A 13,653-nucleotide genomic window follows, 5' to 3' on the forward strand; every position below is an offset into this window, starting at 1 on the left:
CGCGGCTGGCGCACGCGGTTGCGATATCCGGCTGCGCCGTGCGGGGCATCCGCCGTCTCTGAAATCCATTTCAATAATTCGTTGACAACCGTCGAAGGCCCCGATTAGACTGGGATGATTGCGCTAACAGTCCTACTCATGGAATGTTCTGCGCATCGACTATATTCAGAATAATCTGGAGACGACCATGACGGCACCTGCCGACCCGACGCCGGGCGCGGGCGAACCCGGCCGCGCCTTGCCGGCCAATGCGACCTATCCGGGCCTGCGCGGCAGGCGGGTCGTGATCAGCGGCGGCGCCTCCGGGATCGGCAGCGCGCTGGTCGTCGACATCCTCCTCAACACCGCCACCAGCGACGAGCGCCCCCGCATCACGGACGTGATACCGGCGCGGTCGAGGGCCTCGGCCGCGCCCTGGCGCGTGACCTGGGCCGCACCATATCCGCGTCAACAATGTGGTGCCGGGCGCCGTGTGCACCCCGCGCCAGGACGCCTCGTGGCATACGCCGGCCGAGGAAGACCGTATCCTGGCCGGCCAGTGCCTGCCTGCGCGTGAGGGAGTTCGCCAGGGACGGCGATCCTGGCGATTCTTGAGAAAAAGTCAATACGGTGCGGGGAAGGATCCCGCCCGATAGTGAAAAAGGAGACAAGGATGAAGACAAGGATGAAGACAGGCACGAAGACGAGCATCACCAGGCTGGGCGCGGCCATCGGACTCGGTTGCGCGCTGCTGTTCGCGTCCGGCCCGGGCATGGCCGACGCGAAGAATCCCAGGATCGGCTTTTCGATCGACGACCTGCGGCTGGAGCGCTGGACGCGCGACCGCGATTATTTCATCGGCGCCGCCGAGAAGCTCGGCGCCAGGGTCTACGTGCAGTCGGCCGACGCCAGCGAGCAGCGCCAGATCGCCCAGATCGAGAACCTGATCTCGCGCGGGGTCGACGTGCTGGTGATCGTGCCCTATAACGCCACGGTCCTGAACAACGCCATCCGCGAAGCGAAAAAGGCGAAGATCAAGGTGCTGTCGTACGACCGCCTGATCCTCAATGCCGACATCGACGCCTACATCTCGTTCGACAACAAGGCGGTGGGCGAGCTGCAGGCGCAGTCGATCGTCGCCATCAAGCCCAAGGGTAACTACTACCTGCTGGGCGGGGCGCCGACCGACAACAACGCCAAGATCCTGCGCGAAGGCCAGATGAAGGTGCTGCAGCCGCTGATCGACAAGGGCGACATCAAGGTGGTCGGCCGCCAGTGGGTGAAGGACTGGAGCCCATCCGAGGCAATGTCCATCGTCGAGAATGCGCTCACCGCCAACGGCAATAAAATCGACGCCGTGGTCGCGTCCAACGACGCCACCGCCGGCGGCGCGATCCAGGCGCTGGCCGCGCAGAAGCTGGCCGGCAAGGTGCCGGTGTCGGGCCAGGACGCCGACCTGGCCGCGGTGCGGCGCGTGATCGCCGGCACTCAGGCCATGACGGTCTACAAGCCGCTCAAGACCATCGCCGCCAGCGCCGCCACCCTGGCGGTGCAGCTGGTGCGCAACGAAAGACCGGCCTACAACGCCCAACTCGACAACGGCTACAAGCAGGTCAGCACGGTCCTGCTCAAACCGGTCCTGCTGACCAGGTCGAACGTCGACCTCCTGGTAAAGGACGGGTTCTATACCCAGGGCCAACTGGACGGCAAATAAGCCCGGATCTCTCCTTTCCCCGGTTCCCGCCAACGCGGTCCGGGGATTTTTTCACGCCTTGGAAAGTGGTGCGATGTCGGGCTATCTGCTTGAAATGAAGGGAATCGCCAAGCGATTCGACGGGGTGCCGGCGCTGGACGGCATCGACCTGGCGATCCGGCCCGGCGAGTGCGTTGGCCTGTGCGGCGAAAACGGGGCCGGCAAGTCGACCCTGATGAAAGTGCTGTCGGCGGTCTACCCGCACGGCAGCTGGGACGGCGAGATCCTGTGGGACGGCCGGCCGCTGCGGGCGCGCTCGGTGCGCGAGACCGAAGAAGCCGGGATCATCATCATCCACCAGGAACTGATGCTGGTGCCCGAGCTGTCGGTGGCCGAGAACATCTTTTTGGGAAACGAGATCACCTTGCCCGGCGGGCGCCTCGACTATCCGGCCATGAACCGGCGCGCTGGCGAGATCCTGCGCGGCCTGCGCCTGCCGGACGTGAACGTGGCGCTGCCGGTGAAGCATTACGGCGGCGGCCACCAGCAGCTGATAGAGATCGGCAAGGCGCTGAACAAGCATGCGCGCCTGCTGATCCTGGACGAGCCTTTGGCATCGCTGAGCGCCTCCGAGATCGACGTGCTGCTCGGCACGGTGCGCGACCTGAAGGCGCGCGGCGTGGCCTGCGTCTACATTTCGCACAAGCTCGACGAAGTCGCGGCCATCTGCGACACCATCGTCGTCATCCGCGACGGCAAGCACATCGCCACCACGCCGATGCCGCAGATGAGCGTGGACCGCATCATCGCCCAGATGTGCGGGCGCGAGATGAGCCGGATGTATCCGCTCATCCATCACGACATCGGGGACGTCGTGATGGAGGCGCGCCACATCACCTGTTACGACCCCGACAATCCCCGCCGCAAGAAGGTGGACGACGTCTCGTTCTCGGTGCGGCGCGGCGAGATTCTCGGCATCGCCGGCATCGTCGGCGCCGGCCGCACCGAGCTGGTGACGGCGCTCTTCGGCGCCTATCCGGGCCGCCACGAGGGCGAGGTCTGGCTCGAAGGCCGGCGGGTCGACACTTCGGAGCCGTTGAAGGCGATCAGCGCCGGCTTCGCCCTGGTGCCCGAGGACCGCAAGCGCCACGGCATCGTGCGCGACCTGTCGGTGGGCGAGAACATCACGCTGTCGGTGCTGCGCCGCTTTGCGCACGCGAGCCGCATCGACGCCGGCGAGGAAGCCAGCGCGGTCAGGCAGCAGATCGCGCGGCTGGCGCTCAAGACCGCCAGCCCGGCGCTGCCGATCACGGCGCTCTCGGGCGGCAACCAGCAAAAGGCGGTGCTGGCCAGGATGCTGCTGACCGGGCCGAAGGTGCTGATCCTCGACGAGCCGACGCGCGGCGTCGACGTCGGCGCCAAGTTCGAGATCTACCGCCTGATGCTGGAACTGGCGGCCCAGGGCATTGCCATCGTCATGGTCTCGTCCGAGCTGGCCGAGGTGCTGGGCGTGTCCGACCGCGTGCTGGTGCTGCAGGAAGGCCGGCTGCGCGGCGATTTTCTCAACGATGGCCTGAGCCAGGAGACGGTGCTGGCCGCCGCCCTGGGCCAGGACTGACAGGCAAACGACATCCATGGATACCACGACACTTAAGCGGCTGTTCACCCAATACAAGATCCTGGCCCTGCTGGTGGCGGTCGCCCTGATCTGGACTTTCTTCCACTGGATGACCGAGGGCGGCTTCACCTCGGCGCGCAATGTCTCGAACCTGATGCGCCAGATGTCGGTCACCGGCATCCTGGCCTGCGGCATGGTGTTCGTCATCATTGCCGGCGAGATCGACCTGTCGATCGGTTCGCTCCTGGGCCTGCTGGGCGGGATGGCGGCGGTGCTCGACGTCACCCACGGCATGCCGCTGCCGCTGTCGATCGCGGTGGTGCTGGGCGCGGGCCTGTTGTGCGGCTTCCTCAACGGGTACCTCACGGCCTATGCCGGCATCCCGTCGTTCATCGTCGGACTCGGGGGCATGCTGGCCTACCGCGGCGCGGTGCTGGGCCTGACCGACGGCGCCACCGTCGCGCCGGTCTCGCCCGGCTTCGAGCAGATCGGGCAGGCCTATCTGCCGCCGGCGTGGGGGATCGGGCTGGGCGTGCTCCTGTTCGCGCTGGCCGGCGTGCTGGCCTGGCGCCAGCGGGTCAACCAGGCGCGCCACGGACTGCCGGTGATCGCGCCGTGGCGCTCGGTGCTGCGCGTGCTGCTGGTCGGCGCGGTGCTGGCCGGCCTGATCTCCACGTTCAACAGCTATGAAGGCATTCCGCTGCCGGTGCTGATCCTGCTCATCTTGCTGGGCGTGTTCAGCTACATCGCGCGCCAGACCGTGTTCGGCCGCCGCATCTATGCGGTGGGCAGCAATATGGAAGCGACCCGCCTGTCCGGCATCGACGTGCGCAAGGTGAAACTGTGGATCTTCGGCTTGATGGGGTTGATGTGCGCGCTGGCCGGCCTGATCAACACCGCGCGCCTGGCGGCCGGCTCGCCGTCGGCCGGCGTGTCGGCCGAGCTGGACGTGATCGCGGCCTGCTTCATCGGCGGCACGTCGATGCGCGGCGGCGCCGGCACCGTGCACGGTGCCCTGGTCGGCGCGCTGGTGATGGCCAGCCTGGACAACGGCATGTCGATGCTCGACGTCGACGCTTACTGGCAGATGATCGTCAAGGGCCTGATCCTGACGCTCGCCGTATGGCTGGACGTGGCCACGCGCAGCGGCACACGCTGATGGCGGCGATGGGTGGCGATGGGCGGTGATGTTGTCGGTTTGATGGACGGCGATGCCGTCCACCCTACTAATCAGGCGGGGAGCTTCACTTCACCATCGACCAGGCGCACGATGCCGAGCGGATTGCCGTCCTTGAGCGCATCGGGCAGCAGGCCGGCCGGCACGTCCTGGTAGCACACCGGACGCAGGAAGCGCTCGATCGCGGTCGCGCCGACCGAGGTGCTGCGCGCATCCGACGTCGCCGGGAACGGCCCGCCGTGCACCATCGCATGTGCCACCTCGACGCCGGTCGGGAACCCGTTGAACAGGATGCGGCCCACCTTGCGCTCCAGCAGCGGCAGCAGCGCGCCGGCCAGCGCACCGTCGCTGTCGTCGGCGTGCACGGTGGCGGTCAGCTGGCCTTCGAGGTGGCGGGTCACGGCCAGCATCTCGTCCTCATTGCGGCAGGCGACCAGCAGGGACACCGGTCCGAAGATCTCTTCCTCCAGCGCCGGGTTGGCCAGGAAGGTCGCGGCGTCGCACTGGTAGAGGGCGGCGCGCGCCGAGCAGCCGGAGCCTCCCTGGCTGCCGTGCGCCACCAGCTGCACGCCGGCGACGCCCGCGCGTTTGCCGATGCCGCTGTCATAGGCCTGATGGATGCCGGCCGTGAGCATGGTGCCGGCGGGCTTGCCCCGCAGCGCGGCGGCGGCGGCGTCGCGGAAGGCGTCGAGTTGCGCGCCGGCCAGGCCGATCACCAGGCCCGGGTTGGTGCAGAACTGGCCGACGCCCAGGGTCAGCGAATCGACGAAGGCGCCGGCCAGCCCGGCGCCGCCGGCGGCGAGCGCGCCCGGCAGCAGGTAGACCGGATTGATGCTGCTCATCTCGGCATAGACGGGAATCGGCTCCTTGCGCCCGGCGGCGATCCGGGCCAGCGCCAGGCCGCCCGCGCGCGAGCCGGTGAAGCCGACCGCGCGGATCGCCGGATGGCTCACCAGGTCGGCCCCGATTTGGTTGCCGTCGCCGATCAGGAGCGAAAACACGCCTTCCGGCATGCCGCATGCGAGCGCGGCCTGCAGCACGGCCTTGGCCACCAGCTCCGAGGTGCCGAGGTGGCCGTTGTGGGCCTTGACCACGACCGGGCAACCGGCGGCCAGGCTTGCTGCGGTGTCGCCACCGGCCACCGAGAACGCGAGCGGGAAGTTACTGGCGCCGAAGACGGCGACCGCGCCCAGCGGAATCTTGCGCATGCGCAGGTCGGGGCGCGGGGGCGTGCGCTCGGGCAGGGCCGAATCCAGCGTCGCTTCCAGGAAGTGGCCGTCGCGGACCACCCTGGCGAACAGGCGCAGCTGGTTCACGGTGCGGCCGCGTTCGCCCTCGAGGCGGGCCACGGGCAGGCCGCTTTCCTGCGCCGCGCGTTCGATCAGCGCCGGCCCCAGGTCGAGGATGCGCTGGGCGATCGTCTCGAGGAAGCGTGCGCGCAGTTCCAGCGGCAGGGCGCGATAGGGCTCGACGGCGGCGTCGGCCAGTTCGCAGGCGCGGGCCAGGTCGGCGGGCGTCGCCAGGCCGAAGTCGGGCGCCAGCGCCTGTCCGCTGGCGGGATCGTAGGCGCGCACGGCGCCGGCGGCGCCGCGCAGGATTTGGTGGCCGATGATCATTTCTCCGCTGATATTCATGGTGGGGTCTCCTGGTTGAAGGTGGTGGGTGGTGGGCAGGCGTTGTCCGGCGCTATCAGGCGCAGTCGCAAGGGCGCTGACACAAAAGGCAGCCCGCGGTAAGCCAGTATGATAACGTTTTCTGTTAGCGCGAACATTTTTGTTGCAAGCATCGCCTGGTTTGATTAGCATGGTTGCAAGCAAGCCGATAAAAAAGACAGCAGGAGACATGATGCGTACCACGATCGCCCGTCGATCCGGCATGGGTCGGCGCCCGGGCCTGGGTTTGGCTGTGGCTGCGGCCGTGCGCGCCGCCGCTGCCGTCGTCCGGGGCGAGTGGCCCGGTGACGCGATCGTGCGCCAGACGCTCGCGCTGCTCTGCCTGCTGCTGGCCGGGGCCGCCGCCGCGGCTGCCAGCCCCGAGCTGCCGCGCCTCGTCGCACGGGACGGCCGGCACGCGCTGATGGTCGACGGCGCGCCGTTCCTGATGCTGGCGGGCCAGGCCCACAATTCCAGCAACTATCCTGGCGCCCTGCCCAAGGTGTGGGCGGCGCTCAGGGATGCGCGCGCCAATACCCTCGAGATGCCGGTCGCCTGGGAACAGGTGGAACCCAGGGAAGGGGAGTTCGACTTCAGCTTTCTCGACACCCTGGTTGCGCAAGCGCGTGAAAACGATATCAGGCTCGTCATCGTCTGGTTCGGCACCTGGAAGAACACGGGCCCAGGCTACCTGCCGGAATGGGTCAAGTTCGACAACCGGCGCTTCCCGCGCATGAAGGACAAGGACGGCAAGACCGTCTACAGCCATTCGCCGTTCGGCGAGCAGACCCTGGCGTTCGATCGCCGCGCCTTCGTCAAGATGATGGAGCACGTCAGGAAGATCGACAGCGGCCACCGCACCGTGATCATGGTGCAGGTCCAGAACGAGGTGGGCACCTATGGCGTCGCGCGCGACCATGGTGCGCGCGCCGAGGTGGCCTTCCGCCAGCCGGTGCCGGCCGCCGTGCTGGCGCGCCAGAAGCCGAAGGTGGCGGGCGTGACCGGGGGCAGCTGGCGCCAGGTGTATGGCGACTATGCCGACCAGTACTTCCATGCCTGGGCCATCGCCCGCTATATCGAGTCGATCGCCAGCGCCGGGCGCGCGGTGTACGACCTGCCGATGTTCGTCAACGCCGCGCTGCGCCAGCCTTCGGTCGATGGCAAGCCGGCGGCGCCGTGGAAGGCCGATTTCGCCAGCGGCGGGCCGACCTGGGACGTGATCGACATCTACAAGGCGGCCGCGCCGCATATCGACCTGGCGGCGCCCGACATCTACATGCCGGAGTCGCACAAGGTGACGGCGGTGCTCAAATCCTACCAGCGGCGAGATAACGCGCTGATGGTGCCGGAGATGGGCAATGCGGCCGCCTATGCGCGCTACGTGTACCAGATCGTCGGCATGGGGGCGCTGGGGGTGGCGCCGTTCGGACTGGACTACTTCGAATACAGCAACTACCCGCTGGGCGCGAAGTTCACCGACCGCCGCATGACCGAGCCCTTCGCCGCCGTGTATGGGGCGTTCGCGCCGATGCAGCGCCAGTGGGCGCGCTGGGCCTTCGAGGGCCGCACCCAGGGCGTGGCCGAGGGCGACGACCGCGCGCCGCAAACGGTGGCGCTGGAGGGCTGGAGGGCGACCGTGTCGTTTCGCGAATTCCAGTTCGGCGAGCGCCAGTACCTGAAGGACAAGAGCGAGTACCAGTCAGGCACCGAGAAACCCGGCGGCGGTGTGGCCTTCGCCCAGGTCGGAGAGAACGAGTTCGTGCTCGTCGGCCAGCAGGCGCGGGTCAGGTTCGCGGCCGACGGCCCGAACGCAGGCAAGCCGTCGCTGCTGGCGCGGGTGGAGGAGGGCCGTTTCGACGCCGATGGCCGCTGGGTCATGGAGCGCAACTGGAACGGCGACCAGACCGACTACGGCCTGAACCTGCCGGCGACGCCGGTGGTGCTGAAGGGTACTGTCAAGTTGGTGAACTGGCGGGGCGAATTGTAGAATCCAGGGCGAATTTGCCTCGGTTCGGGTAACAAACTCTGGCGGATTACGCGTTCTTCGCTATATCAGTGACCTCGTTCCAGAGCGAAAACGCTTGAGTACGGACGTGCCGGTACTGCTGCGCCGACAGGCGGCTGCGCTGGCACCGGAAGACGTTGTTGATGGGCCCGTGTGTCGACAGAAATCGCTGCGCATGCCTGGGTGACTTGTAACGACGCATTTGCCGCTCTCGCTGCCGCGTCGGTTGGTGCGACAGCTCGGCCTGATTGTTCAGTCCCTTGTGCTGGCGATGCTCTACGCCTGGCATGACCTGAACCTTGGCAGCGGCATAACTCTTCAGCTTGTCGGTAATCAGAACCCTTGGCGCATAGCGCAAGCCCTTGAGAAGTTTACAAAAGAATCGTTTGGCCGCCTGTCGGTTGCGCTTGCTCTGCACGAGGACGTCCAGGACATGGCCCTCCTGATCGACTGCGCGCCAGAGATAATGGTGCTTGCCCTTGATCGTCAGCACAACCTCGTCGAGATGCCATTTATCGCCCCGTCGTGGCTGACGTCGGCGCAGCTCATTGGCAAATTGCTGGCCGAATCGCAGCGTCCATTGCCGGATCGTCTCATAGGTAACGATGACGCCTCGGCTGGCCATCAGTTCCTCAATGTCGCGAAAGCTCAGCGAGAACCGGAAGTAGAGCCACACTACGTGGCTGATGATCTCACGAGGGTAGCGGAAGCCGCGGTAAAGTCGAGTGTTTGCCATCCCCCATTTTAGGGAGCGACGGCGGACTCCGGCAACTTGACAATACCAGCCAGTGCCAGCCGATCCATTCCTGTGGCAGTAAAGCCATATCTATCGAAGAGCTGTTCTGCCGTGGCAACAAGGGGGTGATGAGATTTCATTGCTCAAGTGTAAAACGATCGTTTTACACCGTCAATATTGGCCCGATCATCACCGTGCGAACCCTCGACTTCGCTATGTTGTTGGCAGGATTGATGGGCGCGACTGCCTGCGTGGCTGGCAGTGCTGAGCTCACGCTGGGGCATGACCACGGCAAGCGGTGGTCTATTGGCGGTCGTGGTGGGTGGCACTACCTTGACAATGCATTGCCCTACATGAAGGACGTCAGTCGCACCGTGTGCAGTGCACCAACGCGACCCGTCCCACAGAGAGCGGCACTGCCACTGAACTCAGATCAGCTTCTGCAAGTTCTTGAGCAATTCCGCAATGTTCCCTTCGTGACGCTTGTAATAGGTCCAAGGTCCGATGCGCTGGGACGTGACCAGCTTGGCCCGCTGCAAGACCGTCAAGTACTGTGAAATTGTTGACTGTGACAGTCCCGCACTCTCCTGGATGATGCTCACGCAGACCCCGACCTTTTCGGGATCGACCTCTTGCTCTGGATAGTGTTTGCGTGGGTCTTTGAGCTTGGCCAAGATCGCCAATCGGGCGGGGTTGTCCAAAGCCTTCAGTGCCTCGTGGATATCAATGCTCATGGCAACCTCAAAACTACTTTTCTCGATATTATAATATCTCAATTACTAATAGCAGTGCACGGATGTAGTGAGAGCCACTACCGCAAAGTTCAGAGTGATGTCAGGCATCAGCAATGCCATCCACCTGTTCGCTGCTCGCTAGTCTCTGTAACCGTTTAGTGCATCACAGAACGTGCGTCAGTCTACCCATAACGAGTTGATCTCTTGCGGCCTCATGGCGCGTGCGCACCAAACCGGGGCGCGATGTAAGAGCCGAGTTCATCCATGACTTCTGCTGCCGGACGGCGACCATACTTGAGATTGAGAATTACATGATCGACGCCAATCGACTCAAGCGACTCCAATAGCGCCAGCAGATGATTTCGCCCCAGCCGGTAGCCCAGATGGATTGGCTCTGGCGGTGCGTCCGGACGCACATCCAGGTCGATGTAAAGCGACTGGAGGAAAGGTTTGTAGGTGTCCCCAGAGTGGGCTTTGACCACCTCTCGCCAGTTTGCCACCATCGTCTTCTGCAACTGCGGTGCCCGTGGATAGGTGATCCACCCGGAACTCTCCCGCGCGATCCACTCCATGGACTGGCGACTGTTGCCCGTCACGAAAAATGGAATCTCGTTCGTAGTCGGCTTCGGAATCAGGTCCGCGCTCTCCAATCGACCGCGACTCCATTGCAGCGGCTCGAAGCTGGTGCGCTGAGCCTTGCGGATTACTTCCAGATGTTCCCGGAAAATATCGCCCCGCTGATCCGGGTCAACATCAAATGCAGGGAACTCCACAGGTCTGTCGCCCGAGGCGACACCCATCAGGAAGCGGCCGCCGCTCAACTGGTCCACGCTCGCAGCCGCCTTGGCCGTGTGCAGCGGGCTGCGCAGCGGGATCGCTATCGACGCAGTCCCCAGTGCAATCGTCGACGTATGTGCTGCGATGAAGCCCAGATAGACCCAGGGATCAAAAACCTGGCCCACATCGCCGAAGCTGGGGTCGCGCAACGGTACGTCCCGGAACCAGAGCGCGGAGAAGCCCAGCGCTTCGGCACGACGGGCCAACTCGACCTGGTTGGACATCGTCGGCGTATCGCCCTGGAAGGCCTCGATGGGGAAAAACAGCCCCAGGCTCAGGTGGCCGGCCTTGAAGGTTCGACCGAACCCTTGGTGCTGCTGATAAGGGGTTGTACTTGGCTGATACATTGTCAGGCTCCTCTGGGTCTCAAGGTTTCCATCGCACGCGCGCAGCGCCACTGGCGCGTCCGAAGCTGCGAACGCGGCCAGTACTGCCTTATGGCCGGTAAGAGGGGTAGTCGGTGTATCCCTTGTCAGTGCCGCCATACATCGTCGCTGGATCTACTGCGTTGAGCGGCCAGCCATGGGCGATGCGCTCAGGCAGATCCGGGTTGGCGATGAAGGGACGGCCGAACGCGATCAGATCGCCCCAGCCCGCCTTGACCACGCGCACACCGCGCTCCACGTTGTATTTACCGGCATAAAGGATCTTGCCGCTGAAGTTGCTGCGCACATCATTTCGGAAGGTCTCGGGCAGCTCTGGCGCGTTGTCCCAATCGGCCTCGGCAAGCGAGACATAGGCAATCCCGACCTGTTCGAGAACCTTGATGGCCTCGATATAGGTTTCATGGGGATCTTCCTCCACCAGCCCCAGATAGACGCGGTCTTCTTCGGTGCTGGCGAACAGCGGGGCAAATCGCACCCCGAGCCGTTCCTTGCCGACCACATCAGCAACCGCCTGTACCACCTCGCGCAGGAAGCGCAGACGATTTTGCAGGGGGCCACCGTATTCATCGGTGCGCCGATTGGTGTGCGAGGAAATGAACTGGTTGACGAGGTAGCCGTTGGCGCAGTGGAGTTCGACACCATCGAAGCCCGCATCGAGTGCATTGCGGGCCGCCTGGGCGTAGAGCTGTACCAACTCTTTCACTTCGGCAGTTGTCAGCGCACGCGGCACCGACGGCTCCGTAAGTGCGCCCTGGCCCGGGCCGGTTTCGACGAACACCTTGACGTTGTCGGCAGCGATTGCCGATGGTGCGACGGGTGCCGCACCGCCGGGTTGCAGCGAGTTATGCGAAACCCGCCCCACATGCCAGAGCTGCGCAAAGATGATGCTGCCTTCGGCATGCACCGCTGCCGTGATCTTGCGCCAGCCTTCAACCTGTTCCGGGCTGTGCATACCGGGCGTCCAGGCATACCCCTGGCCACGCGGCTCGATCTGCGTGCCTTCGGTGACCATGAAGCCCGCCCCGGCCCGCTGACGGTAGTAGTCGGCCATCAGGTCGTTCGGAATGTTGCCCGGCTGGGAACTGCGCGAGCGGGTCAACGGCGGGAGCACGATCCGGTTTTTCAGGGTATAAGGCCCCAGCTGCGTGCTTTCAAACAGTATTTCTCTATTCATTTCAATACTCCTAAATATTTAGAAATCTCGATGTTACTGGGCAAAATTTTGGCGATGAATCGAACTCAAAACACGCCGAACGGTTGACATGGCTATCATAGCCACATATCGGGATATGTCAATATCTAAATTGATAGATGTCATGTGCCGTGCAGCGTGCACAACTGCGCTCGCAGTCTTGCCCCGCTAATCCGATTTCCCATCCGATAAGGAGCTACATATGTTCAACGCCATCCTCATTGATAAAGACGATTCTGAACCGCCCCGAGTTTTGTAGAGGCTCCATTGTTTGAGAGAATGGAGCTATGAAAAAGGAACCGAAGTATTCCCCCGAAGTCGCTGAGCGCGCCGTGCGCATGGTTAGTGAAGCCGGCAGCCAGTACGAGTCGCAGTGGGCCGCGATCACGTCGATCGCGGCCAAGATCGGCTGCACGCCGGAGACGCTGCGCCGCTGGGTACGCCAGCAGGCGCGCGATACCGGCCAGCGCCCCGGACCGACGACCGCTGAAGAGGAGCGCGTCAAGGCGCTCGAGCGAGAAGTGCGCGAGCTGCGCAAGGCAAACGAGATCCTACGGCTGGCGAGTGCTTTTTTCGCCCAGGCGGAGCTCGGCCGCCACTTCAAGCCGTGAGAGCATTTATCGACCGGTATCGTCATGCCTACGGCGTTGAGCCGATCTGCAAGGTGATGCAGGTCGCGTCGTCGGGTTACTGGCGCTACGCGGCGCAGCAGCGTAACCCGGCATTGCGCTGTGCACGCGTTCAGCGCGACGAGGTGCTGAGCGTCGACATCGAGCGAGTCTGGCAGGCAAACCTGCAAGTCTACGGGGCCGACAAGGTCTGGCGCCAACTGCGACGTGAGGGAACGGACGTGGCCCGCTGCACCGTGGAGCGCCTGATGCGCAAGACCGGCCTGCGCGGCGTCATGCGCGGCAAGGGTGTGCGCACGACCTTAGCCGATGCAAAGGCGCCATGCCCGCTCGACCGAGTCAACCGCCAGTTCAAAGCGCAGCGGCCAAACCAGCTGTGGGTATCGGACTTCACGTACGTCTCGACCTGGCAGGGCTTTGTCTATGTTGCCTTCGTCATTGATGTTTTTGCCCGGCGCATTGTCGGCTGGCGGGTCAGCAGCTCGATGCAGACCGATTTCGTGCTCGATGCACTGGAACAGGCGTTGTACGCGCGTCAGCCCGAACGAAACGAGCTAGTCCACCATAGCGATAGGGGCTCGCAATACGTATCGATAAAGTACAGCGAGCGCTTGGCAGAAGCCGGCATCGAACCATCTGTGGGTAGCAAAGGCGACAGTTACGATAATGCTTTGGCCGAGACGATCAATGGGCTCTATAAGGCTGAACTGATCCACCGCCGCGCTCCCTGGAAGACGCGTGAGGCCGTCGAATTGGCCACGCTCGAATGGGTGTCCTGGTTTAATCATCACCGCCTTCTCAAACCGCTCGGCTATATACCGCCGGCGGAAGCTGAGGCAAACTATTACAAGCAACTGAGCAGTCAAGCTATTCCGGCCTGACTCACACTAACCGGCCTCCACGAAAGCCGGGGCGATTCAGCCCTTTGCGAATGCGATGCATGAGCTCAATGCCTTGTATTGTCGTGGTAGCGGAAGTGAAGCTTTTCAAGCCCAGCATCGGTCCAAGTCTGGAT

General features: G+C 64.2%; 10 protein-coding genes, 1 pseudogene and 1 other annotated feature. Of the genes and pseudogenes, 5 read left to right on the plus strand and 6 right to left on the minus strand.

All coding sequences use genetic code 11. The features are described from left to right. Positions 1 to 664 precede the first annotated feature (664 nt). The 3 genes from xylF to ACZ9AQ_RS11820 all read left to right on the plus strand — a co-directional run bounded on the left by xylF (position 665) and on the right by ACZ9AQ_RS11820 (position 4,449). Positions 665 to 1,693: a D-xylose ABC transporter substrate-binding protein gene (xylF, locus tag ACZ9AQ_RS11810; RefSeq protein WP_429205320.1), complete on the plus strand. Its 1,029-nt coding sequence runs from the start codon at positions 665 to 667 to the stop codon at positions 1,691 to 1,693. A 73-nt stretch (positions 1,694 to 1,766) separates the two neighbouring features. Next, positions 1,767 to 3,290 carry a D-xylose ABC transporter ATP-binding protein gene (gene xylG, locus ACZ9AQ_RS11815; RefSeq protein WP_429205318.1) on the plus strand — a complete coding sequence of 508 codons (1,524 nt, stop codon included), beginning with the start codon at positions 1,767 to 1,769 and terminating at the stop codon, positions 3,288 to 3,290. Positions 3,291 to 3,306: 16 nt separating this feature from the next. Beyond that, positions 3,307 to 4,449 (plus strand): sugar ABC transporter permease, encoded by a 1,143-nt coding sequence (locus tag ACZ9AQ_RS11820; RefSeq protein WP_429205316.1) that lies wholly within the window; start codon positions 3,307 to 3,309, stop codon positions 4,447 to 4,449. A gap of 71 nt (positions 4,450 to 4,520) precedes the next feature. Here the strand turns inward: ACZ9AQ_RS11820 and ACZ9AQ_RS11825 are convergent, their stop codons facing one another. After that, on the minus strand, positions 4,521 to 6,101 hold the full coding sequence (locus ACZ9AQ_RS11825; RefSeq protein ID WP_429205314.1) for an aldehyde dehydrogenase (NADP(+)): 1,581 nt from the start codon (positions 6,099 to 6,101) through the stop codon (positions 4,521 to 4,523). A 211-nt stretch (positions 6,102 to 6,312) separates the two neighbouring features. On the opposite strand from ACZ9AQ_RS11825, the gene ACZ9AQ_RS11830 reads away from it, so the two are divergent. After that, complete coding sequence (locus ACZ9AQ_RS11830) at positions 6,313 to 8,106, plus strand: DUF5597 domain-containing protein (protein WP_429205312.1); 1,794 nt, start codon at positions 6,313 to 6,315, stop codon at positions 8,104 to 8,106. Between the two features lie 46 nt (positions 8,107 to 8,152). Here ACZ9AQ_RS11830 and ACZ9AQ_RS11835 read toward each other — a convergent pair whose 3' ends face one another. The 4 genes from ACZ9AQ_RS11835 to ACZ9AQ_RS11850 all read right to left on the minus strand — a co-directional run bounded on the left by ACZ9AQ_RS11835 (position 8,153) and on the right by ACZ9AQ_RS11850 (position 11,991). Beyond that, positions 8,153 to 8,860 (minus strand): IS6 family transposase, encoded by a 708-nt coding sequence (locus ACZ9AQ_RS11835; protein WP_429205310.1) that lies wholly within the window; start codon positions 8,858 to 8,860, stop codon positions 8,153 to 8,155. Between the two features lie 428 nt (positions 8,861 to 9,288). Next, a complete protein-coding gene (locus ACZ9AQ_RS11840) occupies positions 9,289 to 9,594 on the minus strand; it encodes an ArsR/SmtB family transcription factor (RefSeq protein WP_379737139.1) in 306 nt (101 codons plus the stop codon). 212 nt (positions 9,595 to 9,806) lie between these two features. Continuing rightward, the gene (locus ACZ9AQ_RS11845; protein ID WP_152385716.1) at positions 9,807 to 10,778 is read right to left on the minus strand and encodes an LLM class oxidoreductase; all 972 of its coding nucleotides are present in this window, start codon (positions 10,776 to 10,778) and stop codon (positions 9,807 to 9,809) included. Positions 10,779 to 10,866: 88 nt separating this feature from the next. After that, positions 10,867 to 11,991: an alkene reductase gene (locus ACZ9AQ_RS11850; protein WP_184238331.1), complete on the minus strand. Its 1,125-nt coding sequence runs from the start codon at positions 11,989 to 11,991 to the stop codon at positions 10,867 to 10,869. A gap of 305 nt (positions 11,992 to 12,296) precedes the next feature. Here ACZ9AQ_RS11850 and ACZ9AQ_RS11855 point away from each other — a divergent pair. Next, a protein-coding gene (locus tag ACZ9AQ_RS11855; protein ID WP_429205307.1) for an IS3 family transposase occupies positions 12,297 to 13,519 on the plus strand; the annotation gives its coding sequence in 2 pieces (ribosomal slippage) (positions 12,297 to 12,576 and positions 12,576 to 13,519; 1,224 coding nt in all). After that, positions 12,575 to 12,691 (plus strand) — a sequence feature (AL1L pseudoknot). Its footprint overlaps the gene before it by 117 nt. 40 nt (positions 13,520 to 13,559) lie before the next feature. Here ACZ9AQ_RS11855 and ACZ9AQ_RS11860 read toward each other — a convergent pair. Then, positions 13,560 to 13,653, minus strand: a pseudogene (locus ACZ9AQ_RS11860) (IS6 family transposase); the annotation flags it as partial.

The organism is Massilia sp. UYP34, assembly GCF_056279385.1.